Origin of the sequence: Methanobrevibacter sp., assembly GCF_015062935.1 — an archaeon.
GTDB lineage: Archaea > Methanobacteriota > Methanobacteria > Methanobacteriales > Methanobacteriaceae > Methanocatella.
Genome location: NZ_SUTM01000020.1, coordinates 1 through 22,887 on the forward strand (window position 1 = coordinate 1; position 22,887 = coordinate 22,887).

The window sequence follows — 22,887 nt, forward strand, 5'->3', positions numbered from 1 at the left end:
GAAAAATTAGAAAAGAAAAAAATCTTGCTCCTCAAAAATTTTTTAATCCGAATCACTTAAGTTTTTGAAAGAGCCTTCAATAAATAAGAATGATATAACTTATTAACACTCAAAAGATTGATGAATAATTAAAAAAAATAAAAAAGAATTCAATAAAATTATTTCCAGAATCTCGGATAGGTATCTGGTTTCATGAAAACTTTAGACACATTAACTGCAAAACCTGAGTCAGCATCTAAAATTTCATTTGAATTTAAAAATGAATTACCTGCAGCAACAAGTTCTCCTTTAAGAGTTTCAATAGCTACAATATCATTTTTTTGAATATTGTCCGCTAGTGACACGATTCCTCCGCATGCAAGGTCTGCACCATGACATACAGCATCAACTGCAGAATCTTTTATAACAATTTTTGGCAAATAATCAGCTGCCCTTTCCATTGGCATAATAGCCTGACGTAGGAATGATTCATCACCATCTTCAAGATAGAAATGATATGCATCAGTAACATCCTGCAATGTAACTAAGTTATTTTTTTCATTGAATGAACCAACCTGTGTTCTTCTAAGCTCCGCCATATGAGCCCCAACACCCAATGCCTCACCGATATTGTGGCAATAAGTTCTCACATAGGTTCCTGCTTCACATCCAATTCTGAAAAGTACATCCCTGCCTTCAATTTCATAAATAGTGGAATAATAAATATTACGTGTTCTAAGTTCACGTTTTACGGCAGATTTGACTGGAGGCAACTGGAAAATTTTACCTGTAAACTCAGCAAATACTTCACGAATTTTTTCTTCAGAAACATCCTGATGGAAAGTTAAAAGACAAACATATTCCTTTGGAGCGGTTAATAATAGTTGTATTGCACGAGTTGCATCATCCAAACCCACAGGCAAAATTCCTGTAACTTTCGGATCTAATGTTCCGCCATGCCCTGATTTTTCCAGAGGTAAAATTCTTTTAATCCAAGAGTCTATCTCATGAGAAGTCGGACCGGATGGTTTATCCAAGTTGATTACACCTTTAGAAATGTATTCCATTATAGGCCTGTCTTCAGGTTTGCAACCAAATTCAGAAGAAGTAAAACTTTCAGATTTTGTAACCATATTGAATTTCATGAAAATATACCCTTAAAAAAAATAGTAAATAAAAAAAAGTTATGAATAATGTTAATTATTCATTTAATATTTATAAGTCAGCTAAAGCTGCTTTAATAGAGTCAATGTCACCAGAAACATCGATAGAATCTTCAGTTGGTTCTAAGTGAGCAATGTTACATCTTCTGTTTTTAACTGCTTCACCAACAACTTCAACATAGTTTTCATCGATAATTTCAACAATTGCGCATTTTTCGCCTGCTTCTCTACCTGCGATTTTTACACATACTCTACCTACTTCGATTGATGCCATTTATATCACCTTTAATGTTTGAATAATGATTTCTGATACTTCTTCAGGATTGAATGTACCAGTATTTATAATTAAATCATAGATATCCATATTTGAAATGTCAATATTATGAATTTCCATGTATCTTAAGGCTTCACTCTTTTCACGAATTATAATCTCGTTTTTAGCTACATCCACAGTTTTTTCTTCTCTTTCAGCTATCCGTTTAGATCGAACATCAAATGGAGTTACTAACCAAAGTCTTAAATCCGCATTATCTACAAAATACGCAGATAACCTGCCTTCAATTATTAAATTTTCTGCTTCCTTAGCTTTTTGAGCTTGCCTTCTGTCTATCTCTTTATCAATATCATCATTACCTTCAGCAAATTCACTAAATTCAAGAACACTCATACCTCTTTCTGCAGCCATTTCCCTAAATACAAAACCTGCAGAAATATAAGGAATATCCAACTTTTCGCTGAGCAGTTCAGCAGTAGTTGTAGTTCCTGTTCCAGCTAATCCACCTAGAGTAATAATCATTATTTTCTAGCCTCGTTTTTGAAATGTTTACGAGCACAACTTGAGCATAAGTACCCACCGAAAGGACGGTTAGGTCTTTTAGCTGTTTTTGATAATTTTCCAATTTCATATGGGCGTCCACGAGGAACTCCATGTAACACTTTACCACATTCAGCACATACATGCTTAGATGGTTTTTTCTTTTTATATCTTAAAACATTTTCTCCACCAGGAGTGTTTTTATGAACTCTTTTATATGATCTTGATCTAAACCTATTTGCAGGCATTTAATCACCTATAAATTTAATTTTTAAAAAAATATTTAATAATGTGTAATAGCGTATTCTTAAAATAGAATATTATAATATATTTTTTTCATCATTAATAAATGTATAGTTTAATGGTTGATTTAGAACCCTTGTTTAAATCCTAAGAATTTTCTTAATATCTGACTCATTCCAAAAGTACAAATCATATACCATAATAACCAACCGATACCATATGGAATTGTAGCTTTACCTCCATACACAACACTACCGATAGCATGCCATAAAGGAGTTAAAGTAACCCAGTATACAGTACTTGGTAAGATTACAACTAAATTATGAATTGCAGATGATCTCATCCAAAAGAAAATCAAAATAATTGGTACGAAAGTAACAATCATTGGTTTAAACTGATTTGTCATCATTGCAGTTTGATCACCCATCATTTCAGCCTGTTGGGCTTGAAGTTTAGCAATTTCTTTTCCATCTCCTTTTTTCTGAGCTTCTCTTAATTTACTTCGAAACTCGTTCATTTTAGCTTGTTGTTCGTTTAATTCATCTTGGTCTACTAAGTACTTATTTGCAATTGTAGTAATTAGTGATACTATAAATGCAATGATTAAAACTGTTAAAGCAGGGTTTGTAGGATTCGGATCAATAGAAAGAATCGGATTAAAAACCGCATTCAAAGCTCCGAATACTGCATCTTGTATACCAACCATTTATATTGCTCCTATAAATTTAATACATCTACTAATTTAGAAACTGAAACATCTAAATGATTATCAGGATTTCTTAAAATTTTAACTGTAGCACCAGTCAAAGTAGCATATGCCATTGAAGTTGCCCTGTTCATTTCTTGATGTAATTGAATTTCACTTGCTTTTTGTAAATCACGTTCACGAGTATCGTCATTTAATCTTCTGTAGATAATTTCATCAGGATTTGCTTCAATCAAAATAAAAAGATCTGGTTGTAACTGTTCTAAAACCCATATTGGAAGACCCGGAAGGAATCCAGCAGGAGTATTAATAGTACAATGAGTATCTACAATAACATTATCATTTTCAGATCTTGCTTTGATTTCTTTAGCTGCCTTAGCTTGAATATCTTTTTGTGTTTCAGCCGGTAATTTCCTTAAAGAATCTCTATCTTCTACGAGACCGTCTTTAATAGCAATTTCAGTCATTATGTCGCCATAGTTTAAATGTACATAATCAACTTTTTCAAGTGCCCTACCAAGTAAAGTTGTACTTCCAGAACCTGGAATACCTGTTAATACTACTAATTTCAATTTAATCCCTCACCTTTTTTTAAAAAGATAAAAAATTAGGAGATTTAATCTCCTAAGAATTTTCTAAGAAGTGGATTTGAGGACATAAGTTGTTCCTCTGCCATTTCTTCATAAAGTTTATGAATAATACCTACAGTAAGCAATACACCGGTACCTCCACCTAAAGCACCAGTTAAATCTGCAAGGAAAGCAATAAGACCTACATAAATACCACTGATAATGGTAAGTGCAGGAATATATTTTTTCAAAATTTTATATAATTGACGTTTACTACTTCTAAAACCAGGTATTTGGATACCTGAATTATAAAGTTGTTCTGAAATCTTTTTAGCATTTAATCCACTGATTTCTACCCATAGGTAGGAGAATAACATACAAAATGCAATGAAAAAGATTGCATAGATTAAAACGTGAATCGGTTCAGTTATAAACATCTGTAAACTAGGGGTTGATAATAACCAAGCGATACCATCAACAGGTTTACCATTTTGAATATGTCCTAAAATAGGAACACCAATTTTTTGGAAAACATTTGCAAATAAAGTTACGTTTACAAGTAATGCACTTGTTAAAATAACTGGCATGTTACTGGAGTAAACGAATTTTAATGGATATTTACCAACAGAACCTCTGATTCTACCATGACCTCTTACACTACCGTGAGAAATAGGAATTTCAACTCTCATAGATTCACCATAAAGAACTACTAAGAATACAATAATAGTAGCAATTAATGGTATTAAAATAGAGAAGTCATATACTCCAGTGGTAGCTAATTGGATGAATTTTGGAATAATACCAGCAAGTAAACCATCAGCACCATTTAGAATACTGAATGTACCTACAACAATAGCTTGACATACACCAGCTGCAATGAATAAACCAATTCCACTACCGAATCCCCATTTAGAAACAACTTCATCAAGATAAATAATAACTAATGCACCAACTACTAATTGTAGAATTAAAAGTGCAGTATAAGAACCATCAATAGGTACTAAATTACCAGTTAAAACTAAAACAGAAGCTTCAAAAAGAGTGAACACAATTGATAAAACTTTTTGAGTAGCTTGAAAATGAGACTTATCTTTATGAGAAGATAAATCTAAATCCAAAAGATTAGAACCTACTAACAATTGAAGTACAATTGAAGCAGTAACAATAGGACCAATTCCTAAAGTAAGAATTGAACCGAAACTTCCCGCCATAACTGCTCTTAATTGAGCAAATTGATCTATAGCTCCAGGAGCTAATCCGTATAATGGAATCTGTGTTAAAAAGTAATATAATACTAAAACTAGAGCAGTCCATTTAAGTTTTTCATTGAAGTCTTCTCTGTGAACTGGAGATTTAACTTCAGGAACAACTTTAAATATTGGCTCTAATACTTCTAGTGATGACATTTTCTTCTCCGATAATTAAATAGATGATGGAAGCTATAATTCTATAGCTTCGCCTCCTAATTCTTCAATTTTTTCGATTGCACCAGCGGAAAATTGAGGTGCAGAGATTTTGAAAGCTTTAGTAATAGTTCCTTTAGCTAAAACTTTATCATAACCTAATTCAGTCACATCAATGACAATTGCATCTCCTTCTTTAGAAGCTTTTCCACTTGCAATTAAATTGTCAGCTTGTTCTTCTAAATAACTTAAATTAACCGCATTAACTTTTTTAATCATTTTTTGAGGTCTTTTGAATCCATGTTTACCAAAGTGGTCAGGGTCGTGGATAACAGTCCAGGTCCAGTGTTGTTTACCCATACCTGCTTTACCTTTACCACCTTTGTTACCTGCACCTCTACGTTTTTTAGTACAGCCTCCACCGTTGGATCTAGAACCTCTTTGTTTGTTAATTTTACGTTTTGTTCTAATCATAATATCCACCTGAATCTAAAGCATTCTTTTTGCGAGATTGTTAATTTCTTCTCCCCTGTAACCTAAGGATCCACCTTCATTTACAGATAAACGAATGTCTTCGTATCCTTTTCTAGGAGGGTGTAAACGGAATACAGGTTTAATACCTACATCAGCTAATTTGACATCAGAATTAATTAAAGCTTTTGCTAATTCTTGAATATCGTTGTAATCAGTATTTTCTGCAACATATTCCTCAGTAACTTTAACATTACCTGGAAGTCTACCTCTTTTTGCAATCATAGCTGCTAAAAGTTCTTCATCGACTTCACCCCAGGTGATGTAATCCTTAGCTTTTTGAAGCATACCTTCAAAACTAGGATTTTCTTCAACTAAAACTGCATGGCTGATTCTGTTAAGTCTTAACATGTCTAAAGTGTCAGCAATATTTTTTATGACACCAGTAGTTCCTCTAACTCTAATAACTAAAAACATATAATCACCAATTAGTAGTTAACTCCCATCTTTTTAAGGTCTTCTTGACTAGCTTTAACATTACTTAATTCTTTTAAAGCATCAAATACTGCATTAGCAAAGTTAACAGTAGTTTGGGTTTGTCCGAAAGTTTGAGACCATACATCATGGATACCAGCAAGTTTTAAGATTGTTTTACCAACGTCACCAACTACTAAACCTACACCTGCAGGAGCTGGCATTAAGGTAACACTTACACTACTGGTTTTACCTTGTACTTTGAATGGAACTGTGTGTTCTCTTCCACATACACAACCCCAATCTCCACAACCTCTTCTTACTTTAATAATGTTGTATTTAGCGTTGTCAACAGCTTTTCTGATAGCAGGACCAACTTCTTTAGCTTTACCTTGACCTAATCCTACATATCCGTCTTTGTTACCTACAGCAACAATTACTCTGAAATTAACTTTTCTACCAGATTTGTGCATCCTTTGAACTAAGTTAACATCCATTACTTCTTCTTCTAAATCTGGAATTAAGGCATCAACTATTTCTAATTCCATGATTGGAAGACCTTTTTCAAAAATTTCATCGATATCTGTAATGGTTCCATCTTTAACTAATCTTCCCATTTTAGTTTTAGGTTCCCATTCATCAATATTAAAACTCATAGTTATACCTCTGCCTCATCAATATTTTTTAAAGTTTCATCAAAGTTTTCAGGTAAATCAGTTGGATTGAGACCTCTTTCTAAATATTTTGAGAATTTTGCAGCAACTTCTTCAGCGTTTAATGATTCAGCATAATTTGCTACGTGTTCTCCTCTGATACGTTCATCTTCAGGGAAAATGAAATCACCGTGAGGTACTTCTAAACCAGCATCTACAGCACCTTTTAATGCAGCGAATATTTTAGATCCTTTAATTGGAGATTTTAAACCAATATCTAAAATTGCATATTCAACACCTTTAGCTAAAGCTCTTTTAGCACAGAGGTATCCGGTTAAGTAGAATGCGGAAATGTTTCCGGAGTGTCCTTTGTATCCGAAACCAGATAATTGTTTACTTACTGCAGAAGCAACAGTGATATCTCCTTCAGGAGCGTAATCAATAACTTGAACAGTTGCATGAGCGTTTGATACTCTAACAACTAAACGAGATTTTTCATAGTCGACTAATTTTAATCTAGCACCGTAATCAGTTTTACCTTCTCTTCTTCTTCTGAATGCAACTTTATAGTTAGTTCCTTGTGCCATGTTTAGTCATCTCCTTTAATTAAATCATGGTCACGGGCGTAGTTTCTCATGTAAGATTTACTTCTGAATGCGCCACCCTTAGCCATCTTGTATAATTTACGATAGGTAGTAGCATCAATTACTTCTTCTTCACGCATTTCTTTAAGATCTTTTCTTAAAGCTCTGATAGTAGTCATCCATGCTTTTTTCTTAGGTGTACGTGCTTTTTGAGCCCCTTTAATACTACCTCTACCTTTTCTTTTACCTTTTGCTTTTTGTTCTTTGATTTTTTTAGATCTGTAGCTACTAATACCTTTTTGAGGTTTTGCTTTAATAGCTCCATCATTTATTAACTGCTTTACTCCTTCTCTAGTAATCGCCATGGATACTTCTTCTAATCTTTCTGGATCAATCCATACACGATTAAGCCCTACTTTGAGTATACTAGCAGCTAATCTTCTTTGAGTTGTAAGATTCATGTATATAATCCTCCATTCAGCATAGCTGATAAATTTAGACAATATCTAAATTCCCTTTTTTATTAAATTTAATTTAAAAAGTCAAATCAATTCAAATTAAACCCCGGAATTGACTTAACTTATAAATATGAATAATTTATTTATTTAAAACTTTAATTCCGAGTTCTGATGCTTTTTGTAACATCAAATCTTTTTTCCTTTTACCAATAGAAGCGCTTATTCTTGCAGCATCGGTTGCTGGGTCTAAGTCTTCTAATTCTTGTAAATTGTGAACAAGAACATCGTTGTACCCTGAAGGGTGTAAGTCCCTTATAGCTCTAGGGGTTCTGTAACCAATAGCTGGCATATCAGGTTTGCCTGCTTCGTATCTTCTCATTTTACTGGTTTTACCTCTAGGGCGTCTCCATTTGATTCCAAGTTTTTTATAACGAGCATATTCTTGTCTTTTAAATCTTTTATTAGCCATTTAAATCACCAAATCTATTCTTTGCTAGTTAAGTATATTCCGTCTTGGAATACTCTAGGATCTCTTCCTTTAATTTTAGTTGCTTGTTCTAAGTTAGCCATTGTTTGACCAACATGTTCCTTATTAATACCTGTAATTGTTACCTCATCACCTTTAACTGCTACTTTAGCATCACCTACTATTTTAGCAGTTCTTGGGTGTCTTTCCCCGAGGAAGTTATCAATTACAACATTGTCCTTTTGAACTTTTACGTTCATTGGAAAGTGAGCGTATACAATTTTCATATGATATTCGAAACCATCAGTTACACCAGTAATCATATTGTTAATGTGTGCTCTAGTGGTTCCAATCATTGCTTTATCTTTCTTTTTAGGAAATGAAGTAGTTAAAACTACTTTGTCATCTTCTTCACTAATATTTACATTAGGATAAGTAAATTTTCTGGAGTTTTCTCCATTAGGTCCTTTAACAGAAACCTCATTATTTTCAATTATAACTTCAACGCCTTCAGGGATTTCAATTTCTTCCCTTATAGCTGCAGCTACTACCATTTTATCACCTAATACATGTAAGCCAACAAACGTCCGCCAATTCCTCTTTCTTTAGCCTCATTGTGAGTCATAATTCCTTCAGGAGTAGTGACGATTAAAATACCAAAGTTTTTTGCTGGCAAATATCTTTTTTCAAATTTCTCGAATTCATCTTTTTTAACAGCGTGACGAGGTTTGATAACACCACATTTGTTAATGTTACCTAATAATTCAACAGTGAATTTACCTGCCCTGTTGTCATCAATATATTCAAAATTACCAATATAATTCTCTTTTTGCATTGTGCTTAAAACTTGTCCAATTAATTTGGAAGCAGGAGAAATAACACAGGAATCGTTTACTTGTAATTCGTTATTTCTAATGTTAGTTAAAGCATCAGCAAGAGGATCCATAAGACTCATATTTAATACCTCTAATTATATTTTTTAAATCCAATTTTAGGAGCAATTTCCCTAAAACATTGTCTGCATAAATTTAATCCATATCTACTAATCATAGCAGAGTGGTCTCCACAACGACTACATTTTTTTGCAGCTTTTCCGTATTTTCTTGGCAAAATATCACCTTATTCAGTTACATAATTAACTTTGAAGTTTTCTTCCATAAATTTCATAGTTTCTTCTTTAGAGATTCTATGTTTTTGAGGAACTTTCTTTTGTCTAATTTTTCTTTTAGCAATTCTGTAACCTGGTTTTTCAAAAGTAACAGAAACGTTCATACCAAAGATACCGATATCTGGGTTATATCTCATACCTGGAATATCAATGTGTTCTCTGATACCGAAAGAAAGGTTTCCTTGTGCATCAAATTGAGTAGGTTTAATATTTCTACTAATACCTTCTAATACCATGTCAATAGCTTTATCAGCTTTTTCTCCACGTAAAGTTAATTTACATGCGATTGGTTGTTTTTTCCTAATTCCCCATTCAGGGTTAGTTACTTTAGAAAAAGTTTTGACAGGAGTTTGGTCAAACATTTGTTCTAAAAGAGTGATAGCACGGGATAATTTTTCACCTGCTTCACCAACACCAATACTTACTGTAGCTTTTTCGACACGTACTTCGTTCATTGGGTTCATTTATTAACCTCCAATAAAGAGATTGCTGGAGCATCGCCACCAACAACAAACGCATAATCTTTTAAAGTTAAAAATTCATCTTTAGAACTATTTTCAATAATAATAGTATTTGGGTTAGAAGATTTATTTTCAATTATTTCAGTTACAGTACCTAATTCACCAGTGTGTTTACCACCAGTAACAAGAACAGTAGCTCCTTCTTCTAAAGCGTAAACTTCTTCAATTTCTTGTTCAGGTACTTTTAATGAAATTACATCTCCAACAGAGTATGCATCTTCATCAATAATAACATTTTTACCATCATGAAGGTTTAATTGAGTTTTTCCACCTTTGATAGTAGATTTGTTAACAATTTTTGATAATTTAGCACTATTCTCATCAATTAAATCTAATTGTAATCTGCCTTTTCTATCTAAAAGAACTCTGTAAGATTCACCAGTTTTTGGAATTTCAATGATGTCCATGAAACCTACTGGGAATTTGTAATCTTTAACAATTCTTCCATCAACTAAAATATTACCAGAGTTAATGATCCTTTTAGCTTCTCTAGAATTGTCTGCTAATTTTAAAACATCTCTGATAATTAATGTTAATGGAACAGAACTATTAATGGAATGAGAACCTGCGGAAGGTTTTACAGTCCAGGTATCTTCTTTAGGATGAATAGGCCAAGATTTTGGTGCTTTATATCTTTTAAGATGTTTTCTAGATCCCATTTTAGCCATATTAATTATCTCCTTTATTTTTTAATCTTTTATCATCACTTAAATCTGCATCAATAATTACTAAGTTAGATGGATCTACAGGGAGAAATGTAGCAGTTCCGTCAGGTTTGGATAATGTAACTTCTTCAATAGTTACTTTGTAGGAACCGTAATCCACAGTAAGGACTTCACCTTCCTGTCCGGCGAAATCTCCACGGAGAACTCTAACTTTATCTCCTGTTCTTAAAGGTAAAGATCTTTTTCCGACTTTTTCCCTTAAATCTTTACTTAAAGAAGCACTTAAATGTTTTCCACGTGCGTGAGCAGGAGCATTATAAAGAGCTTTTCTTTGTTTTCTTGGTTGTTTTGACATTTTTTCACCTTATACTAAAATACTTGCTGCACTACCAACACTAGGCCATCTGTCAGCTGCTTCTTTAGCAACAGGACCCCTAATTTCAGATCCTTTTAAAATTCCTTCAGGAGTAATAATAACAGCTGCATTATCTTCAAATTTAACACGAAGACCATCAGCACGCCTATATTCCTTTTTTTGTCTAATTACAACTGCATTTACAACTTCTCTTCTCATATCTGCAGTTCCTTTTTTAACAGAAGCAACAACTAAATCTCCAACACCAGCAACGTCGAGTCTTCTTCTTACACCTTTAAATCCTTTTACGGAAATAATTTCGATTTCACGTGCACCGGTATTATCAACACATTGGAGGGTTGCTCCAATTGGTAATGCTTTAGATACACTTGAGGTTAATGGTTTCATAATTAATTACTCTCCTTTAACTTCTACTAAAACAAAATGTTTAGTTTTACTTAATGGTCTGCATTCTGCAACTTTTACAGAATCACCAACATTCACATCTAAACAATCTGGTTTGTGAACATTGATTTTAGATTTTCTTTTTTCGTATCTTTCATATTTTTTAATGAATTTATAATAACTACGTTCAACACTAATGGTCCTTTCTGCTTTGTTACTTACAACAACACCTTCAAGGACTTGACCTCTTACAGGTAAAGTACCGTGGAAAGGGCAGTTAGGATCATCACATGTAGTTTCTGGTTCTTGAACATTAAGCCCAACCATATTATCACCATTTAAATTTTTTTAAATCTTTTTTTAATTCTATCTTCAGGACGAATAGACAAGATATTACCATTAATTTCTATTTTTTCCCCGTTAGGAAGTTCAAACAAGAAAATTGAACCCCTTTTTGGAATAATTTTTTCGCAATTATTCTCATCTTCTATTTTAATGATATTTTTTGTCTCATCAATGATAGTTCCGTTTAAATTAAGAGATTTATTCTTCAAACTTGTCGCATGAACTTTCAAACCAATGAACTCATGATGAACCAAGTTATTTGAAGTAATCATAATCCCATCTCTTAACATAACATTTACAATAAATCATGCAGAAAAATTACAAAATTTTATTGAAATTTTATCGAATAGATGAATTATCTCCTTTTTTTATTATTCTTTTTAGATTCACGAATTTCGATAGTATCTGATGAGAAACCTAATTCAGACAAAACTTCTTTAACTCTGACCTTATGGTCACCTTGAAGTTCGATTTGTCCGTTTTTAGCAGTTCCTCCACATGCACATTTTGCTTTAAGAGTTTTTGTGAGTTCTTTAATATCGATATCGTGTTCATCTATACCTTCGATAATAGTCATGAGTTTTCCGAATCTTCTTCTAACTGTAAAAACTTTTAGAGTTTGAACTTCACGTGCAATTTCTTCACAAACACAAAGTTCTTCAGGAAGCCCACATACATCACAGATTTTTGACATTTAATTCTCCTTCTGTTTTTCATTCAATATTGTAAGAACACGAGCAATTGTTCTTTTTAATTCTCTAATTTTTCCAGGATTTTCAACAACCCCGGCAGCTGCACTTTTAGAAACATTTTTGGATAATTCAGTTCTGAGTTCAACTAATTTTTCTTGAATCTCATCAACTTCCATGTCCCAAATTTCTTTACTTCTTAAAATCGCCATTGTTCCAACTCTTTTCAGATAATTAAATTTATGTATCTAACTATCATCTTCTTCTACTTCTTCAGTAGATTCTTCTTCAACAACTTCTTCTAATTCTTCGAGATCTTCAACTTCCTCAATGATTTCTTCTTCGATGATTTCTTCAGTTTCAACATCAATTTCTTCTTCTATTACTTCACCATCTTCTTCGATGATTACTTTTGGAGGAAGGATTTCTACAGAATCAGGTAATACAGTTTCCGGAGGCATAATTCTAACATAGATACCTAAAACACCAGGTTTTAATTCAGCAGTAGCGAATCCTTCTTCAACAAATCTGATTGAAGGTTCACCACATTTTTTAATGTATCCTTCTACGAATTTTGCTACAGCAGATCTAGAACCTCTGATTTTACCAGAAATAGTTACTTCTACACCTTGAGCTCCTGCTCCCATAATTCTACGAATAGTGGAGTAAGCAACTCTTCTGAAGTGCATACCTCTTTGTAACATGTTAGAAATTTTGTAAGCCATGATTTTTGGGTTGAGTTCAGGAACTTCAACTTCTTTAACTTCAATTTGAGGATTATCTAATCCGAATTCAGTTTTAAGAGTGTTGGTAATAGTCCTTACGTTTTTTCCACCTCTACCAATTACCATACCCGGTCTTTCTGCGTAAACAATAACCATGGTACCTAAAGGTGTAATTTGAACTTCCATACCACCGTATCCGGCTCTTTCAAGTTCTTTTTCTAAGTATTCATCAATTCTAGTTCTTCTAAGGCCTTCTGAAACGAAATCTTTTTCTATCATTAGTTAGCCTCCTGTAATACAATTTGAATATGAGTAGTCGGAGTGTTGAATGGAGTCATTCTACCAAATGCTCTTGGTATGTATCCAGGTATAACAACACCTTTGTGACTTGAGATATGTTCAATGAATAATTTTTCAGTGTCTAAACCTTTGTACTCTGCGTTAGCTTCTGCATTTTCTAAAACTTTTAAGATTTGTTCAGCAGCTTTTACAGGGTATCTTCCACTAGGCCATCCTTCTTGACCTTTTCTGTGACCAACTTTTTTGTTGTGTCTTTTGAAAGGAACTGATTTTTTCATTCCGATAACATCTTCTAAGTAAGCTTTAGCTTTAACTACTTCCATTCCTCTTATTGCTCTGCAAATTTCAACACTGTGTTTTGGAGAAATCTTAAGAGATTTTGCCATAGCACGTGCGGTTTTTGCTTCATCAACATCATTATTATAAGCATATTTGTTAGCCATGTTCTAATCTCCTTATTTAAGTGGTACAAACATGGATGATCTAGTAGCACCCATACCTGGGTCTCCGTGTTGAACTCTTTTTCTGGTTGGTGCATATTCACCGAAGTAATGACCAATCATTTCTGGTTCAATAGTGACTTCTACAAAATTTTGACCATCATAAATACCGAAAGTGGTTCCAACCATTTCTGGTATAACAATCATGTCTCTACAATGGGTCCTAATTACAACAGGACGACCATCTTTAGTTCCTTCTTTATTTAATTTTCTCATTTTATCCAAAACAATTTGTTGTCTTGGTAAGAATCCTCTTTTTAAAGACCTTCTTTGTCTTGCAGGTAATAATTCCATTACTTCCTCTAAAGACATGTCTTGCAATTCTTCAAGAGTATAACCTTTATATTTAAATATTTTTCTTGCCAATGAAACACCCTCTATCTATCTTTTTAAACCTGTTCTCTTAGCTGCAATTGAACCAACTTTTCTTCCTGGTGGTGCATGTCTTGAAACAGTAGTTGGACGACCAGGATGTTGTCTGTTACCTCCCCCGTGAGGGTGATCTACAGCGTTCATAGCTACTCCTCTTACAGTCATGAATTTCTTACCTTTAGCTTTGTAAGCATGCCATTTTTTACCTGCTTTAAGGAATGGTTTATCTTTTCTTCCTCCACCAGCTACTACACCAATACTAGCACGGCAGTTAGGATTTAAGTATTTTAATTCCCCAGATGGTAATTCAACAACAGTTTGGTTAGCATCATGAGTAACAACATTAGCGTAAGTTCCGGAAGATCTTACAAAACGACCTCCATCTCCAGGAGTGTTTTCAATATCATAGATTGGAGTACCTTCAGGAATTTCAGCAAGTGGTAATGTATTTCCAAATTTAATAGGAGCAGAGATACCACATTCAATTTCATCATCAATTTGAATGCTTTCAGGTGCTAATATATATTTCTTTTCACCATTTTCGAATTTAACTTCTGCAATAGGAGCGGTTCTTGCTGGGTCGTGTACAATATCAATAACTTTACCTTTGATACTGCCTTCTTTTTCTAATGCATCGTAAGATCTGTATCTGATTTTATCTTTGAAACGATGAGAAGCAACACGGTGAGCAGGAGTTCCTCTACCTCTTCTTTGATGTATTAATCGTTTTCCCATTCAAATTCCTCCTTAGAATACTCCTATTCTGACAGCAAGTTCTTCTGCCATTTCTTCTTCAACGAGTTTGATGTATGCTACTTTAACCCCTTTGGTAGTGATATGAGTATTAACTTTTGCTACTTTTTCTTCGTATAATTCTTCAAAAGCTTTTTTGATTTGGCTTTTGTTAGCTTTACGGTTTACAACAAAAGTAATTTCATTGTTCATATCGATTAAGTTCATGGTTTTTTCAGTAACATGAGGTTTAATAATAATTGAGTATGAATCCATAATAATCACCTATTTTCCAAATTATTGGAATAAACCTCCTAACTTTTCAACAGCTGATTTTGTGTAAACTGTGAGTCTTCCTGGGTGAGTTCCTGGTGCTAATAATTCAGCATTTAAGTTTTCAACAACCACTACATCTACACCAGCGTGGTTTCTTGCACCTAAGGAAATACCATTATCTTCACCGACAACAACGAGAGGTCCTTTTACTTTTTTGTATTTTCTTCCTCTTGTTTTTCCTCTACCAGCTCTGATTCTTTTACCTTCTTTTGCACGAATGATGTCATCGTAAACTCCTAAATTTTCGAAAATTTCACGAGTTTGTTTTGCAGTTTTTACTGCTTCGAATTCATCTTCAACAATAATAGGAACTTGTTCTAAATCATCTACAATGTGACCTCTGTTTTCAACAATTTCTTTGTTGGTAGTTGCTGCTACAGCAGATCTGATTGCAAATCTTCTTTCTTTTACATTGATTTTTTCATGATGATTTTTTTCAGCTCTAGTAGGATGTGCTTGTCTACCGCCAATAGCCATTGGTACGAAAGCTGCTTTAGAACCATTTTTAATCCTTGGTACTCTTGCGGTACCTCTACCTGAACCCCATCCTTTAGCGGAAGTTCTTTTACCTGCCATTGGGTCATTACCCCATGGTTGTACTCTAGCAGATTGTGCAGAAAGTACAGCTCTTTTGATTAAATCTGGTCTGTATACTTCATCAAAAATAGCTGGAAGTTCAATTTCTTCTTTTACTTCCCCATTAATAGAATAAACGTTAACTTTCATGATTATACCCCTTGTTTAGATTTTGTACTTATATAGTTAATTTGAGGTATATCCTCAGCTTTATTATTAGGTCTGATAGGTTGTCTTAAGATAACTAATCTTTTAGAAGGACCTGGGAGGGAACCTTTTACTAAAACATAGTCATTTTTAACGAGACCGTATTTTACAAATCCGCCATCTGGGTTGATTTGATCAACTTCATCTGCTGATGCGATTTTTAAAATCCTTTTATTGAATTCAGTTCTTTTATGGTAACCCATTTGACCTGCTTGTGCAACAGTCCACATAGTTCTTCTAGGTGTCCAAGGACCAATAGAACCAACGTGTCTTCCTTTACCTGCTCTCACAGCTTTACCATATTGAATTCTAATTCCCCATCTTTTGACTACACCTTGGAATCCTTTTCCTTTTGTAGTTGCAATAGCATCAACAAATTCTCCTTCATTGAAGATTTCACTAGCTTTTACTTCGTTACCTAATAATTCTAATGCAGTATTTAATTTTTCTTCAGGATTTGCACCTCCAATACCACATTCAAATATATCTGGTTTTTTCTTAGGTACACTAGTTACTTTTGGATTTGTGTGTATTAATACCCTAATGTCTTCTGTGTTTTCTAATTCACCTTGTATTTTTGCAATAGCTTCAGATTTATTGTATTCTTTAGGAAGAGAAATTTTCCTTGAAAGTTCTTGATCTAAATTGTCTGCAAGTACTTCGGTGATTACTTTCAAACCACGAGAAGTTTTTTCATAAGCTCTAATTCCCATTACTACGACCGGAGGTACTTCCAATACGGTTACTGGAGTGAAAACTTCCATACCTTGGGTTGGAGAGTTTTTATCAGTATCAGTGACTAAAGCGTGAGTCATACCGACTTTATAACCTGCGAGGCCTAGTAATTTTGGTTCGTCCATTTGCGGCCAAGATTTTACTCTAGGGGTTTCTTTTGCTGCTCTTTTTCTTGGACTAAAAGCAACTGACCCTTTTCTTGGCTGGTGGTGTCTAACCATTTATTTTAACCTCCTAATTAATATTTTTCCTTATTTTTAAATTATTTTAATTTTTTAAAGTTTAATAGCTTAAATAAAGCTATTTTACAAGTTGATAAGAATCATACAATGTACAATCTCATCTAAATAATAAATAGCTGTAAAAACAATTACAACTAGATAAATATTAAATTTCAATATATTCCATTGAGTTTTTATTAATTGAAGCACAATAAAGAATATATCTAATGTATAAATCATTCTGCGCTAAGTAAATTTTTAGGAGAGCCCTAAAAACATTAATGTATAAAAAGTTGAGCAAGTTATCTATTAGCGTGATATGACTAATAAATCAAAGAGAATTAAAATCTCATAAAGTTAAATAAAGAAAGTGTAGCGACAACTGCCTCTTCAGTCCTTACGGTTTCAGTTCCCTGATCTGGAATTGTATTTACCTTAAATAAATCCCAATTCGGATGAGAAACATCTTCCTCGATTGAAGAATAAGGGCCACCAAATAAAATAGCAATACTTTTACATTCATCTACTTTATGTTTTAATTCATCAAAAATAGAATCAATATAATCTCCATACCTTGTTGTTTCAACAACAAGATCCGGTTTAATTAATTTTAAGCTATTTTTAAGACTCTTATTAGAGGATATTACATTATACCCCCAGTAAACGTCATCTGGTTTATCAGGTGTGACTATTACTTCTTTCTTAGCAATCTTAGTTATCTTAAAGTCAAAAATTCTTTTAACAGTAAGTTGCTCTTTACAGAATGCAAGTTTATCCATACCTATATCAACATAAGTTCCTTTCTTATTTCTTTTAACAGTGAAACCTTGTCTATAATCGCCCACGTCTGGTTGATTATTAACAGGATGATGAGGAGTCCTTAACGGTGGAAGAATTCCAACATGCTTCAATTCTGGTCTTATAGGAAACGCTTTTTTCCTCAAGTATTGAGGAGTATTCATATAATTCAGAATTTCAGCAATAAAATCTCCATCATGTGCTCCATCTTCATTTTTAACATGATCATCATTATAAATAACCACATTATCTGCTTGAAAAATAGCCAAAGCTCTTCCTAAAATTCCCACTTTATAAGTACGAATTTTAAGGTCTTTAGACTCAGAAAGAAATGAATTTGGAATAAATATAGATAGCTCATCTTTATACATTACCTTAAGTTATGTAAACTAAAGTATATAAAGATTACCCTACATTTATATAGCTATCACTAAATAGACTTACACATTTACAAAATATTATATCAATTATAATATCCGTAGCTTCTTTTTATGCTACCAACTTTTTTATACTCAGAGAATATATTAATATAAAGTATGTAATAACCACTATATAAAGGTATTGTTTTTTGCAATGAAAAAATTAAAAAAAGCAGATTTAAATAAAATTTAAAAATTTAACAATGCCCTGATTACAATAACATTGACGTTACGTTTTTCTTTAGTGTGAAACTCATAAATTTTAGGAATCGGAAAGTCATATCTGAAAATATGGGTAATTTTCAAATCATGGTCATTATAGTAATCAATTAAAAACTCTTCTGTGGATGCCATATGAAAAGAATATATAACATTCGGTTTAAACTGACAGGCTTTATCTACAAACTTTAAATCCTGGCCCTGGTCGGCATTTTTCTGAGATCCGAAAGGAGGATTTTGAATGACCGTGTCAATTCCTGAAACATTTTCCAAATCATCAATGTCACTTAAAATGAAATTCACATTATCCAATTTTAACTTTTGTGATGTTTCAACTGCAATACTGATTGAATCCTCATCAATGTCAACACCGCATGCGGAATTTGCGCCCATCAAAGCGCAGCCCATTGCAAATATGCCGCTGCCGCAACCCAAATCCAGAACATTATTATTATCGATATCGCCTAATGAATAGGCATTCCAAATTAAATCGGATGCAATAACAGATGGAGTGGTATACTGTTCAAGCCCCACTTTTGGTTTAGGATGTGGAGGAATAGATTGAAGTTTCATTTCCAAATGTTTTTTACGAGTAATCTTTTTCATATAATCAACATATTTAATAATTATCTAATATATAATATTATATTATTAATAAAAAATTACTTTGAGGTTTCATATGTTTGAAAAAGTATTGATTGCAAATAGAGGAGAAATCGCAATAAGGGTTATGCGTGCATGTCGTGAACTGGACATTGATACCGTAGCTATTTATTCCGATGCTGATAAAACCTCTTTATATACAAAATATGCTGATGAAAGTTATCCTTTAGGTAATCCTTCACCGGCAAAATCTTATTTGAATATAGAGAAAATTTTAGGTATCGCACTTGAAGCAGGTGTTGATGCAATTCACCCAGGTTATGGATTTTTAGCGGAAAACCCAAAATTTGGAGAAGAATGTGAAAAAAATGGAATTAAACTAATTGGACCCTCTGGAGATGTAATCCATCAAATGGGAGATAAAATTACATCCAAAGCATTAATGAAAAAAGCGGGAGTCCCTGTTATTGAAGGAACACCTGAAGGTGTAACAGACATTGAAGAAGCAAAAGAAATTGCCCGCCAAATCGGTTATCCTGTAATCGTTAAAGCATCTGCAGGAGGTGGTGGAATTGGTATGCGTGCAGTTTACGAAGAAGATGAACTGGTACGTGCTATCGAATCTACCCAATCAGTTGCATCAACCAACTTCGGTGACTCAACTGTTTTTATTGAAAAATATCTTGAAAAACCTCGTCACATAGAATTCCAGCTATTGGCAGATGAACATGGAAATGTGATTCATGTTGCAGACAGGGAATGTTCAATTCAAAGAAGACATCAAAAGCTTCTTGAAGAGGCACCTTCACCAATTATGACTGAAGAGTTAAGGGAACAAATGGGCGGAAGTGCTGTTAAAGCTGCAGAATATATAGGATATACGAGTGCGGGAACAGTTGAATTCTTATATGACAATGGAAATTACTATTTCCTTGAAATGAACACACGTATCCAAGTAGAACACCCAATTACAGAACTTGTAACTAACACTGACTTGATTAAAGAACAGATTAGAATTGCAGCGGGTGAAGAATTATCCCTATCACAAAATGACATTCAGGTAAACGGACATGCTATTGAATGCCGTATTAATGCGGAAGACCCTCTTAATGACTTTGCACCAAACCCTGGTAAAATTACAGGTTACAGATCCCCTGGTGGACCTGGTGTGCGTTTAGACAGTGGAGTGTATATGAATTATTCAATTCCGACATTTTATGATTCAATGATTTCAAAATTAATCACATATGGAAGAAACAGAAATGACGCAATCAATAGAATGAAAAGGGCATTAAGTGAATATATCATTTTAGGTGTAAAAACCACAATCCCATTCCATAAGGCTATTTTAAGAAATCCTAATTTCATTTCTGGAGATTTAAATACTCATTTCATTGATTTACATAAAAAAGGTATTGATGCGGAAATGGTTAAAGTTATTGAAGAAGATGCAGAATATGAAAATAGATTAAAATCCACATTTATGCCTAGTAAAAAAATTGCTGCTATTTCAGCGGCCGTAGGATCATATCAAAATGCTGCAAAGAAAATGCAAAAATAGATTTTGGAGATAATTTATGAGAAATGAAATTGTAAATTTATTAAAAAAAGAAAATAAACTTTCTGATAACACAATTGATGAACTCAAAAATATAAATATTGATGACTTTTCAAACATTGTTAAAGAAATCGGAAAAGAAGAAACAACATACATTAAGGCAGATGAAATTTCAAAAGATTTGCAAACCGAATACATTGGTAAAGACCTGTATATTTTCAATGAAGTATCTTCAACAAACACATTAGCAAAATTTCTATCCATGAACGGTGCTGAAAACGGAACAGTAATCATCTCTGAAAAGCAAACAAAAGCAAAAGGCAGATCCGGAAAATCCTGGGAATCCCCATTAGGAGGAGTATGGTTATCCATCATTATTAATCCTATTGTTGATTATTCAAAATTGCCTTTAATTACATTGGCAACTGGTGTTGCAGTCGCAAAAACCATGGAAAGAATAGGTGTTGAAAATTCTGAAATCAAATGGCCTAACGACATTATGATAAATGGTAAGAAGGTTTGCGGAATTTTAACTGAAGCAGTAACCAAATTCAACACTATTGAAAGTGTTATCATAGGTGTGGGTATTGATGCTAACTTAAATGTAACTGATTTCCCTGAAGAGTTGCAAGAAGGAACAACAACCCTTAAAGAAGAACTTAAAAAAGAAGGAAACGAAAATCTTTTAATTAAAATTTTCTTAGAAGAATTTGAAAAAATTAATGAACTTTTCATTGCCAAAGAATATGAAGCCATTCTAAAAGAATGGAGAAAACGTTCATATTCAATCGGAAAAATTGTTGAAGTAAGAGAACCTTTCAACACATACTATGACGCATATGTTTTAGGAATCAGTAAGGAAGGAGCTCTTATAGTTGAAAAAATTGATGGAACCCTAGAAAAAGTAATTTCCGGAGAATGTATTATCAAAAACTAGAATACAATCTCCCTACATTTATCTTCATTAATAGCTACGTCTTGTAGTTTATTAATTGAAGATTCTATTTTTTTACATAAATCATTCAAATTTAGATTAAATGCATCGTTAGTTGATAAATCAAATCTTATTGTTGCAGATGCACCCGGCATTGAAACAGCCGGAATAGTAATAATTCCATAATCATTAAGCAATATGAATGATAATACAAATGCCAAATCATTATTGGATAAATTATGAGGAACACTAATCTCCTTTGCTAAATTTTCAGGTGAAATCATGACCCCTGTAGGAGTAGTTTCGAAATAATCAAATTTTTCATTCAATAATTTGAACAGTTCATCCTTTCTGGAAAAACTATTGATTAAATTTTCCTCATTAAAATTCTTAATGCCATTTAACATTGCTAAAACAAGAGGTGGCTGAGCTTCAAGACCGAATTGATTTACTTTAACTTTGATTTTATCTATTAGCTCTCCACGACCGGCCATAAGTCCCCCTCTAGGACCCGGCATTAATTTATCAGTACTGGTAATTGCAATATCTGCACCCAAATCACATGCCCTTTGCTGGTTAAATACAACCGTCCTGAGTCTTGCGCCAGATGCATCATCTACCATAACCGGAATGTTGTTTTCATGAGCCAAATCAATGACTTTCCTAAATTCTTCTTCATCAATGACCTTATGATCCATTGTGGAACCGGTTATTACAACTAAAGAAGTATTATCCGGAATTGAAAAATCCTCAAAAACATCAGTTTCAAAATAATTAGCACCGACTAATTTGCAACTGCGAGGAATAGATGGATGAGCTGGCAATTCAGCTAAATAATGTACAACATTGGAATCCTTTTCAACCAGAGCAAGGATTGTAGCTAATATTCCTGAAGAAGTCCTGTTTAAGGGTAGAATTTTCTCTCCACCCATATGCTGCCTACCTACTTTTTGAAGGTCTTCTTCAAAAATAGCCGGACCAACATAAGTTTCTAAAAGACTCAATTCTGAAGGTGAAGCTATGAAACCTCCAGATAAACCAGTTAAGTCAAATAAGGAATCTCTGCCTTTGCTTTCAACAATATTTTTAATAATTGAAAGGGCTTTTTCTCTTTTTTTGACTTCATCCAAAGAATTAGTAATTATCATTTAATCAGAATCGTCTAATTGTAGTTTATAATCTTCAAAAAATTCCAAAATGGATTTTAATTGTTTATCTGTGACTGGAACAGTAGTGTATTCTTCTTCCTCAGGAATTCCATAGAAATATTCTGCGAATAATACTTTTCCATCAGGACTAGTTATGAGAGTTATACCATCAGAAAGTTTATCAGGGTTTTTATTTTGGAATTCCATTTCTACAGAAACACCGAATTTTTCTGAGAATTTTTCTTTTTCTTCAGGTTCTCTGTTACATTTTCTGATTTTTGTCATTCTAGATTTCAATTTTTTTTCTGCCGCTTCATTAATATCAGCCATGATTACACTTCCAATAATAATTTTTTAAAATTCATGTATAAAT

37 protein-coding genes are annotated in these 22,887 nt (G+C 33.2%); 2 read left to right on the top strand and 35 right to left on the bottom strand.

The window, feature by feature from the left end; genetic code table 11:
• Window positions 1-158: 158 nt before the first annotated feature.
• The 33 genes from E7Z81_RS09325 to E7Z81_RS09485 all read right to left on the bottom strand — a co-directional run bounded on the left by E7Z81_RS09325 (window position 159) and on the right by E7Z81_RS09485 (window position 18,877).
• On the bottom strand, window positions 159-1,124 hold the full coding sequence (locus E7Z81_RS09325) for an RNA-guided pseudouridylation complex pseudouridine synthase subunit Cbf5 (protein ID WP_292746769.1): 966 nt from the start codon (window positions 1,122-1,124) through the stop codon (window positions 159-161).
• A gap of 70 nt (window positions 1,125-1,194) precedes the next feature.
• Complete coding sequence (locus tag E7Z81_RS09330) at window positions 1,195-1,416, bottom strand: 50S ribosomal protein L14e (RefSeq protein ID WP_292746772.1); 222 nt, start codon at window positions 1,414-1,416, stop codon at window positions 1,195-1,197.
• A complete protein-coding gene (gene cmk / locus E7Z81_RS09335; RefSeq protein ID WP_292746774.1) occupies window positions 1,417-1,938 on the bottom strand; it encodes a (d)CMP kinase in 522 nt (173 codons plus the stop codon).
• Window positions 1,938-2,204: a 50S ribosomal protein L34e gene (locus E7Z81_RS09340; protein WP_292746777.1), complete on the bottom strand. Its 267-nt coding sequence runs from the start codon at window positions 2,202-2,204 to the stop codon at window positions 1,938-1,940. Before E7Z81_RS09340 ends, cmk begins: the two co-directional genes overlap by 1 nt.
• Before the next feature lie 122 nt (window positions 2,205-2,326).
• Window positions 2,327-2,905, bottom strand: a complete 579-nt coding sequence (locus tag E7Z81_RS09345; protein ID WP_292746828.1) for an EMC3/TMCO1 family protein — start codon at window positions 2,903-2,905, stop codon at window positions 2,327-2,329.
• A gap of 11 nt (window positions 2,906-2,916) precedes the next feature.
• A complete protein-coding gene (locus tag E7Z81_RS09350; RefSeq protein WP_292746832.1) occupies window positions 2,917-3,477 on the bottom strand; it encodes an adenylate kinase in 561 nt (186 codons plus the stop codon).
• A gap of 44 nt (window positions 3,478-3,521) precedes the next feature.
• The gene (gene secY, locus E7Z81_RS09355; RefSeq protein ID WP_292746836.1) at window positions 3,522-4,880 is read right to left on the bottom strand and encodes a preprotein translocase subunit SecY; all 1,359 of its coding nucleotides are present in this window, start codon (window positions 4,878-4,880) and stop codon (window positions 3,522-3,524) included.
• 33 nt (window positions 4,881-4,913) lie between these two features.
• Window positions 4,914-5,351, bottom strand: coding sequence for an uL15m family ribosomal protein (locus E7Z81_RS09360; RefSeq protein ID WP_292746839.1), 438 nt, complete (start codon window positions 5,349-5,351; stop codon window positions 4,914-4,916).
• A gap of 15 nt (window positions 5,352-5,366) precedes the next feature.
• On the bottom strand, window positions 5,367-5,825 hold the full coding sequence (gene rpmD, locus E7Z81_RS09365; protein WP_292746842.1) for a 50S ribosomal protein L30: 459 nt from the start codon (window positions 5,823-5,825) through the stop codon (window positions 5,367-5,369).
• Window positions 5,826-5,836: 11 nt separating this feature from the next.
• Entirely contained in the window at window positions 5,837-6,478 is a 642-nt protein-coding gene (gene rpsE, locus E7Z81_RS09370; protein WP_292746845.1) for a 30S ribosomal protein S5, read from the bottom strand.
• Window positions 6,479-6,480: 2 nt separating this feature from the next.
• Window positions 6,481-7,062 carry a 50S ribosomal protein L18 gene (locus E7Z81_RS09375; protein WP_292746848.1) on the bottom strand — a complete coding sequence of 194 codons (582 nt, stop codon included), beginning with the start codon at window positions 7,060-7,062 and terminating at the stop codon, window positions 6,481-6,483.
• A 2-nt stretch (window positions 7,063-7,064) separates the two neighbouring features.
• Complete coding sequence (locus tag E7Z81_RS09380) at window positions 7,065-7,520, bottom strand: 50S ribosomal protein L19e (protein ID WP_292746852.1); 456 nt, start codon at window positions 7,518-7,520, stop codon at window positions 7,065-7,067.
• Window positions 7,521-7,656: 136 nt separating this feature from the next.
• The gene (locus tag E7Z81_RS09385; protein WP_292746855.1) at window positions 7,657-7,986 is read right to left on the bottom strand and encodes a 50S ribosomal protein L32e; all 330 of its coding nucleotides are present in this window, start codon (window positions 7,984-7,986) and stop codon (window positions 7,657-7,659) included.
• 14 nt (window positions 7,987-8,000) lie between these two features.
• Window positions 8,001-8,537, bottom strand: a complete 537-nt coding sequence (locus E7Z81_RS09390) for a 50S ribosomal protein L6 (RefSeq protein ID WP_292746858.1) — start codon at window positions 8,535-8,537, stop codon at window positions 8,001-8,003.
• Window positions 8,538-8,545: 8 nt separating this feature from the next.
• Window positions 8,546-8,938 (bottom strand): 30S ribosomal protein S8, encoded by a 393-nt coding sequence (locus tag E7Z81_RS09395; protein ID WP_292740329.1) that lies wholly within the window; start codon window positions 8,936-8,938, stop codon window positions 8,546-8,548.
• An 11-nt stretch (window positions 8,939-8,949) separates the two neighbouring features.
• Window positions 8,950-9,093, bottom strand: coding sequence for a 30S ribosomal protein S14 (locus E7Z81_RS09400; RefSeq protein WP_069574686.1), 144 nt, complete (start codon window positions 9,091-9,093; stop codon window positions 8,950-8,952).
• 9 nt (window positions 9,094-9,102) lie between these two features.
• Window positions 9,103-9,615 (bottom strand): 50S ribosomal protein L5, encoded by a 513-nt coding sequence (locus E7Z81_RS09405; protein WP_292746862.1) that lies wholly within the window; start codon window positions 9,613-9,615, stop codon window positions 9,103-9,105.
• Complete coding sequence (locus E7Z81_RS09410) at window positions 9,612-10,340, bottom strand: 30S ribosomal protein S4e (RefSeq protein WP_292746865.1); 729 nt, start codon at window positions 10,338-10,340, stop codon at window positions 9,612-9,614. Before E7Z81_RS09410 ends, E7Z81_RS09405 begins: the two co-directional genes overlap by 4 nt.
• Before the next feature lies 1 nt (window position 10,341).
• Window positions 10,342-10,692: a 50S ribosomal protein L24 gene (gene rplX, locus E7Z81_RS09415; RefSeq protein WP_292746867.1), complete on the bottom strand. Its 351-nt coding sequence runs from the start codon at window positions 10,690-10,692 to the stop codon at window positions 10,342-10,344.
• 9 nt (window positions 10,693-10,701) lie between these two features.
• Entirely contained in the window at window positions 10,702-11,100 is a 399-nt protein-coding gene (locus E7Z81_RS09420) for a 50S ribosomal protein L14 (RefSeq protein WP_292746869.1), read from the bottom strand.
• A 6-nt stretch (window positions 11,101-11,106) separates the two neighbouring features.
• Window positions 11,107-11,424, bottom strand: coding sequence for a 30S ribosomal protein S17 (locus E7Z81_RS09425; RefSeq protein WP_292746872.1), 318 nt, complete (start codon window positions 11,422-11,424; stop codon window positions 11,107-11,109).
• An 11-nt stretch (window positions 11,425-11,435) separates the two neighbouring features.
• The gene (locus tag E7Z81_RS09430; protein WP_292746875.1) at window positions 11,436-11,714 is read right to left on the bottom strand and encodes a ribonuclease P protein subunit; all 279 of its coding nucleotides are present in this window, start codon (window positions 11,712-11,714) and stop codon (window positions 11,436-11,438) included.
• 83 nt (window positions 11,715-11,797) lie between these two features.
• A complete protein-coding gene (gene yciH, locus E7Z81_RS09435; RefSeq protein WP_292746878.1) occupies window positions 11,798-12,136 on the bottom strand; it encodes a stress response translation initiation inhibitor YciH in 339 nt (112 codons plus the stop codon).
• Window positions 12,137-12,343: a 50S ribosomal protein L29 gene (gene rpmC / locus E7Z81_RS09440; protein WP_292746881.1), complete on the bottom strand. Its 207-nt coding sequence runs from the start codon at window positions 12,341-12,343 to the stop codon at window positions 12,137-12,139.
• A gap of 36 nt (window positions 12,344-12,379) precedes the next feature.
• Window positions 12,380-13,135: a 30S ribosomal protein S3 gene (locus E7Z81_RS09445; protein ID WP_292746884.1), complete on the bottom strand. Its 756-nt coding sequence runs from the start codon at window positions 13,133-13,135 to the stop codon at window positions 12,380-12,382.
• Entirely contained in the window at window positions 13,135-13,599 is a 465-nt protein-coding gene (locus E7Z81_RS09450) for a 50S ribosomal protein L22 (protein WP_292746887.1), read from the bottom strand. The genes E7Z81_RS09445 and E7Z81_RS09450 overlap by 1 nt, the downstream gene beginning before the upstream one ends.
• Before the next feature lie 12 nt (window positions 13,600-13,611).
• On the bottom strand, window positions 13,612-14,022 hold the full coding sequence (gene rpsS / locus E7Z81_RS09455; protein ID WP_292746889.1) for a 30S ribosomal protein S19: 411 nt from the start codon (window positions 14,020-14,022) through the stop codon (window positions 13,612-13,614).
• Between the two features lie 15 nt (window positions 14,023-14,037).
• Window positions 14,038-14,763: a 50S ribosomal protein L2 gene (locus E7Z81_RS09460; RefSeq protein ID WP_292746892.1), complete on the bottom strand. Its 726-nt coding sequence runs from the start codon at window positions 14,761-14,763 to the stop codon at window positions 14,038-14,040.
• Between the two features lie 12 nt (window positions 14,764-14,775).
• Window positions 14,776-15,036, bottom strand: a complete 261-nt coding sequence (locus tag E7Z81_RS09465) for a 50S ribosomal protein L23 (protein ID WP_292746895.1) — start codon at window positions 15,034-15,036, stop codon at window positions 14,776-14,778.
• Window positions 15,037-15,057: 21 nt separating this feature from the next.
• Window positions 15,058-15,822 (bottom strand): 50S ribosomal protein L4, encoded by a 765-nt coding sequence (gene rpl4p / locus E7Z81_RS09470; RefSeq protein WP_292746898.1) that lies wholly within the window; start codon window positions 15,820-15,822, stop codon window positions 15,058-15,060.
• 2 nt (window positions 15,823-15,824) lie between these two features.
• Entirely contained in the window at window positions 15,825-16,835 is a 1,011-nt protein-coding gene (rpl3p, locus tag E7Z81_RS09475) for a 50S ribosomal protein L3 (RefSeq protein WP_292746901.1), read from the bottom strand.
• A 341-nt stretch (window positions 16,836-17,176) separates the two neighbouring features.
• Window positions 17,177-18,004 (bottom strand): putative RNA uridine N3 methyltransferase, encoded by an 828-nt coding sequence (locus E7Z81_RS09480; protein ID WP_292746903.1) that lies wholly within the window; start codon window positions 18,002-18,004, stop codon window positions 17,177-17,179.
• A gap of 237 nt (window positions 18,005-18,241) precedes the next feature.
• Window positions 18,242-18,877, bottom strand: coding sequence for an METTL5 family protein (locus E7Z81_RS09485; protein ID WP_292746906.1), 636 nt, complete (start codon window positions 18,875-18,877; stop codon window positions 18,242-18,244).
• 73 nt (window positions 18,878-18,950) lie between these two features.
• Between E7Z81_RS09485 and E7Z81_RS09490 the strand changes: the two genes are divergently transcribed.
• Together E7Z81_RS09490 and E7Z81_RS09495 are read left to right on the top strand one after the other, a co-directional pair.
• Window positions 18,951-20,435 carry an acetyl-CoA carboxylase biotin carboxylase subunit gene (locus E7Z81_RS09490; RefSeq protein WP_292746909.1) on the top strand — a complete coding sequence of 495 codons (1,485 nt, stop codon included), beginning with the start codon at window positions 18,951-18,953 and terminating at the stop codon, window positions 20,433-20,435.
• A gap of 16 nt (window positions 20,436-20,451) precedes the next feature.
• Window positions 20,452-21,369 carry a biotin--[acetyl-CoA-carboxylase] ligase gene (locus E7Z81_RS09495; protein WP_292746912.1) on the top strand — a complete coding sequence of 306 codons (918 nt, stop codon included), beginning with the start codon at window positions 20,452-20,454 and terminating at the stop codon, window positions 21,367-21,369.
• On the opposite strand, the gene E7Z81_RS09500 is transcribed toward E7Z81_RS09495, so the two are convergent.
• A complete protein-coding gene (locus tag E7Z81_RS09500; protein ID WP_292746914.1) occupies window positions 21,366-22,514 on the bottom strand; it encodes a TIGR03576 family pyridoxal phosphate-dependent enzyme in 1,149 nt (382 codons plus the stop codon). The two genes, E7Z81_RS09495 and E7Z81_RS09500, sit on opposite strands and share 4 nt — an antisense overlap.
• Complete coding sequence (locus tag E7Z81_RS09505) at window positions 22,515-22,844, bottom strand: hypothetical protein (protein WP_292746917.1); 330 nt, start codon at window positions 22,842-22,844, stop codon at window positions 22,515-22,517.
• Window positions 22,845-22,887 lie beyond the last annotated feature (43 nt).

What these genes read in the sequence shown, in the direction of transcription:
- E7Z81_RS09325 (WP_292746769.1), bottom strand. Translation starts at nt 1,124, where the DNA reads ATGAAATTCAATATGGTTACAAAATCTGAAAGTTTTACTTCTTCTGAA.
- E7Z81_RS09330 (WP_292746772.1), bottom strand. Translation starts at nt 1,416, where the DNA reads ATGGCATCAATCGAAGTAGGTAGAGTATGTGTAAAAATCGCAGGTAGA.
- cmk (WP_292746774.1), bottom strand. Translation starts at nt 1,938, where the DNA reads ATGATTATTACTCTAGGTGGATTAGCTGGAACAGGAACTACAACTACT.
- E7Z81_RS09340 (WP_292746777.1), bottom strand. Translation starts at nt 2,204, where the DNA reads ATGCCTGCAAATAGGTTTAGATCAAGATCATATAAAAGAGTTCATAAA.
- E7Z81_RS09345 (WP_292746828.1), bottom strand. Translation starts at nt 2,905, where the DNA reads ATGGTTGGTATACAAGATGCAGTATTCGGAGCTTTGAATGCGGTTTTT.
- secY (WP_292746836.1), bottom strand. Translation starts at nt 4,880, where the DNA reads ATGTCATCACTAGAAGTATTAGAGCCAATATTTAAAGTTGTTCCTGAA.
- E7Z81_RS09360 (WP_292746839.1), bottom strand. Translation starts at nt 5,351, where the DNA reads ATGATTAGAACAAAACGTAAAATTAACAAACAAAGAGGTTCTAGATCC.
- rpmD (WP_292746842.1), bottom strand. Translation starts at nt 5,825, where the DNA reads ATGTTTTTAGTTATTAGAGTTAGAGGAACTACTGGTGTCATAAAAAAT.
- rpsE (WP_292746845.1), bottom strand. Translation starts at nt 6,478, where the DNA reads ATGAGTTTTAATATTGATGAATGGGAACCTAAAACTAAAATGGGAAGA.
- E7Z81_RS09375 (WP_292746848.1), bottom strand. Translation starts at nt 7,062, where the DNA reads ATGGCACAAGGAACTAACTATAAAGTTGCATTCAGAAGAAGAAGAGAA.
- E7Z81_RS09380 (WP_292746852.1), bottom strand. Translation starts at nt 7,520, where the DNA reads ATGAATCTTACAACTCAAAGAAGATTAGCTGCTAGTATACTCAAAGTA.
- E7Z81_RS09385 (WP_292746855.1), bottom strand. Translation starts at nt 7,986, where the DNA reads ATGGCTAATAAAAGATTTAAAAGACAAGAATATGCTCGTTATAAAAAA.
- E7Z81_RS09390 (WP_292746858.1), bottom strand. Translation starts at nt 8,537, where the DNA reads ATGGTAGTAGCTGCAGCTATAAGGGAAGAAATTGAAATCCCTGAAGGC.
- E7Z81_RS09395 (WP_292740329.1), bottom strand. Translation starts at nt 8,938, where the DNA reads ATGAGTCTTATGGATCCTCTTGCTGATGCTTTAACTAACATTAGAAAT.
- E7Z81_RS09405 (WP_292746862.1), bottom strand. Translation starts at nt 9,615, where the DNA reads ATGAACCCAATGAACGAAGTACGTGTCGAAAAAGCTACAGTAAGTATT.
- E7Z81_RS09410 (WP_292746865.1), bottom strand. Translation starts at nt 10,340, where the DNA reads ATGGCTAAAATGGGATCTAGAAAACATCTTAAAAGATATAAAGCACCA.
- rplX (WP_292746867.1), bottom strand. Translation starts at nt 10,692, where the DNA reads ATGTCAAAACAACCAAGAAAACAAAGAAAAGCTCTTTATAATGCTCCT.
- E7Z81_RS09420 (WP_292746869.1), bottom strand. Translation starts at nt 11,100, where the DNA reads ATGAAACCATTAACCTCAAGTGTATCTAAAGCATTACCAATTGGAGCA.
- E7Z81_RS09425 (WP_292746872.1), bottom strand. Translation starts at nt 11,424, where the DNA reads ATGGTTGGGCTTAATGTTCAAGAACCAGAAACTACATGTGATGATCCT.
- E7Z81_RS09430 (WP_292746875.1), bottom strand. Translation starts at nt 11,714, where the DNA reads ATGATTACTTCAAATAACTTGGTTCATCATGAGTTCATTGGTTTGAAA.
- yciH (WP_292746878.1), bottom strand. Translation starts at nt 12,136, where the DNA reads ATGTCAAAAATCTGTGATGTATGTGGGCTTCCTGAAGAACTTTGTGTT.
- rpmC (WP_292746881.1), bottom strand. Translation starts at nt 12,343, where the DNA reads ATGGCGATTTTAAGAAGTAAAGAAATTTGGGACATGGAAGTTGATGAG.
- E7Z81_RS09445 (WP_292746884.1), bottom strand. Translation starts at nt 13,135, where the DNA reads ATGATAGAAAAAGATTTCGTTTCAGAAGGCCTTAGAAGAACTAGAATT.
- E7Z81_RS09450 (WP_292746887.1), bottom strand. Translation starts at nt 13,599, where the DNA reads ATGGCTAACAAATATGCTTATAATAATGATGTTGATGAAGCAAAAACC.
- E7Z81_RS09460 (WP_292746892.1), bottom strand. Translation starts at nt 14,763, where the DNA reads ATGGGAAAACGATTAATACATCAAAGAAGAGGTAGAGGAACTCCTGCT.
- E7Z81_RS09465 (WP_292746895.1), bottom strand. Translation starts at nt 15,036, where the DNA reads ATGGATTCATACTCAATTATTATTAAACCTCATGTTACTGAAAAAACC.
- rpl4p (WP_292746898.1), bottom strand. Translation starts at nt 15,822, where the DNA reads ATGAAAGTTAACGTTTATTCTATTAATGGGGAAGTAAAAGAAGAAATT.
- rpl3p (WP_292746901.1), bottom strand. Translation starts at nt 16,835, where the DNA reads ATGGTTAGACACCACCAGCCAAGAAAAGGGTCAGTTGCTTTTAGTCCA.
- E7Z81_RS09480 (WP_292746903.1), bottom strand. Translation starts at nt 18,004, where the DNA reads ATGTATAAAGATGAGCTATCTATATTTATTCCAAATTCATTTCTTTCT.
- E7Z81_RS09485 (WP_292746906.1), bottom strand. Translation starts at nt 18,877, where the DNA reads ATGAAAAAGATTACTCGTAAAAAACATTTGGAAATGAAACTTCAATCT.
- E7Z81_RS09490 (WP_292746909.1), top strand. Translation starts at nt 18,951, where the DNA reads ATGTTTGAAAAAGTATTGATTGCAAATAGAGGAGAAATCGCAATAAGG.
- E7Z81_RS09495 (WP_292746912.1), top strand. Translation starts at nt 20,452, where the DNA reads ATGAGAAATGAAATTGTAAATTTATTAAAAAAAGAAAATAAACTTTCT.
- E7Z81_RS09500 (WP_292746914.1), bottom strand. Translation starts at nt 22,514, where the DNA reads ATGATAATTACTAATTCTTTGGATGAAGTCAAAAAAAGAGAAAAAGCC.
- E7Z81_RS09505 (WP_292746917.1), bottom strand. Translation starts at nt 22,844, where the DNA reads ATGGCTGATATTAATGAAGCGGCAGAAAAAAAATTGAAATCTAGAATG.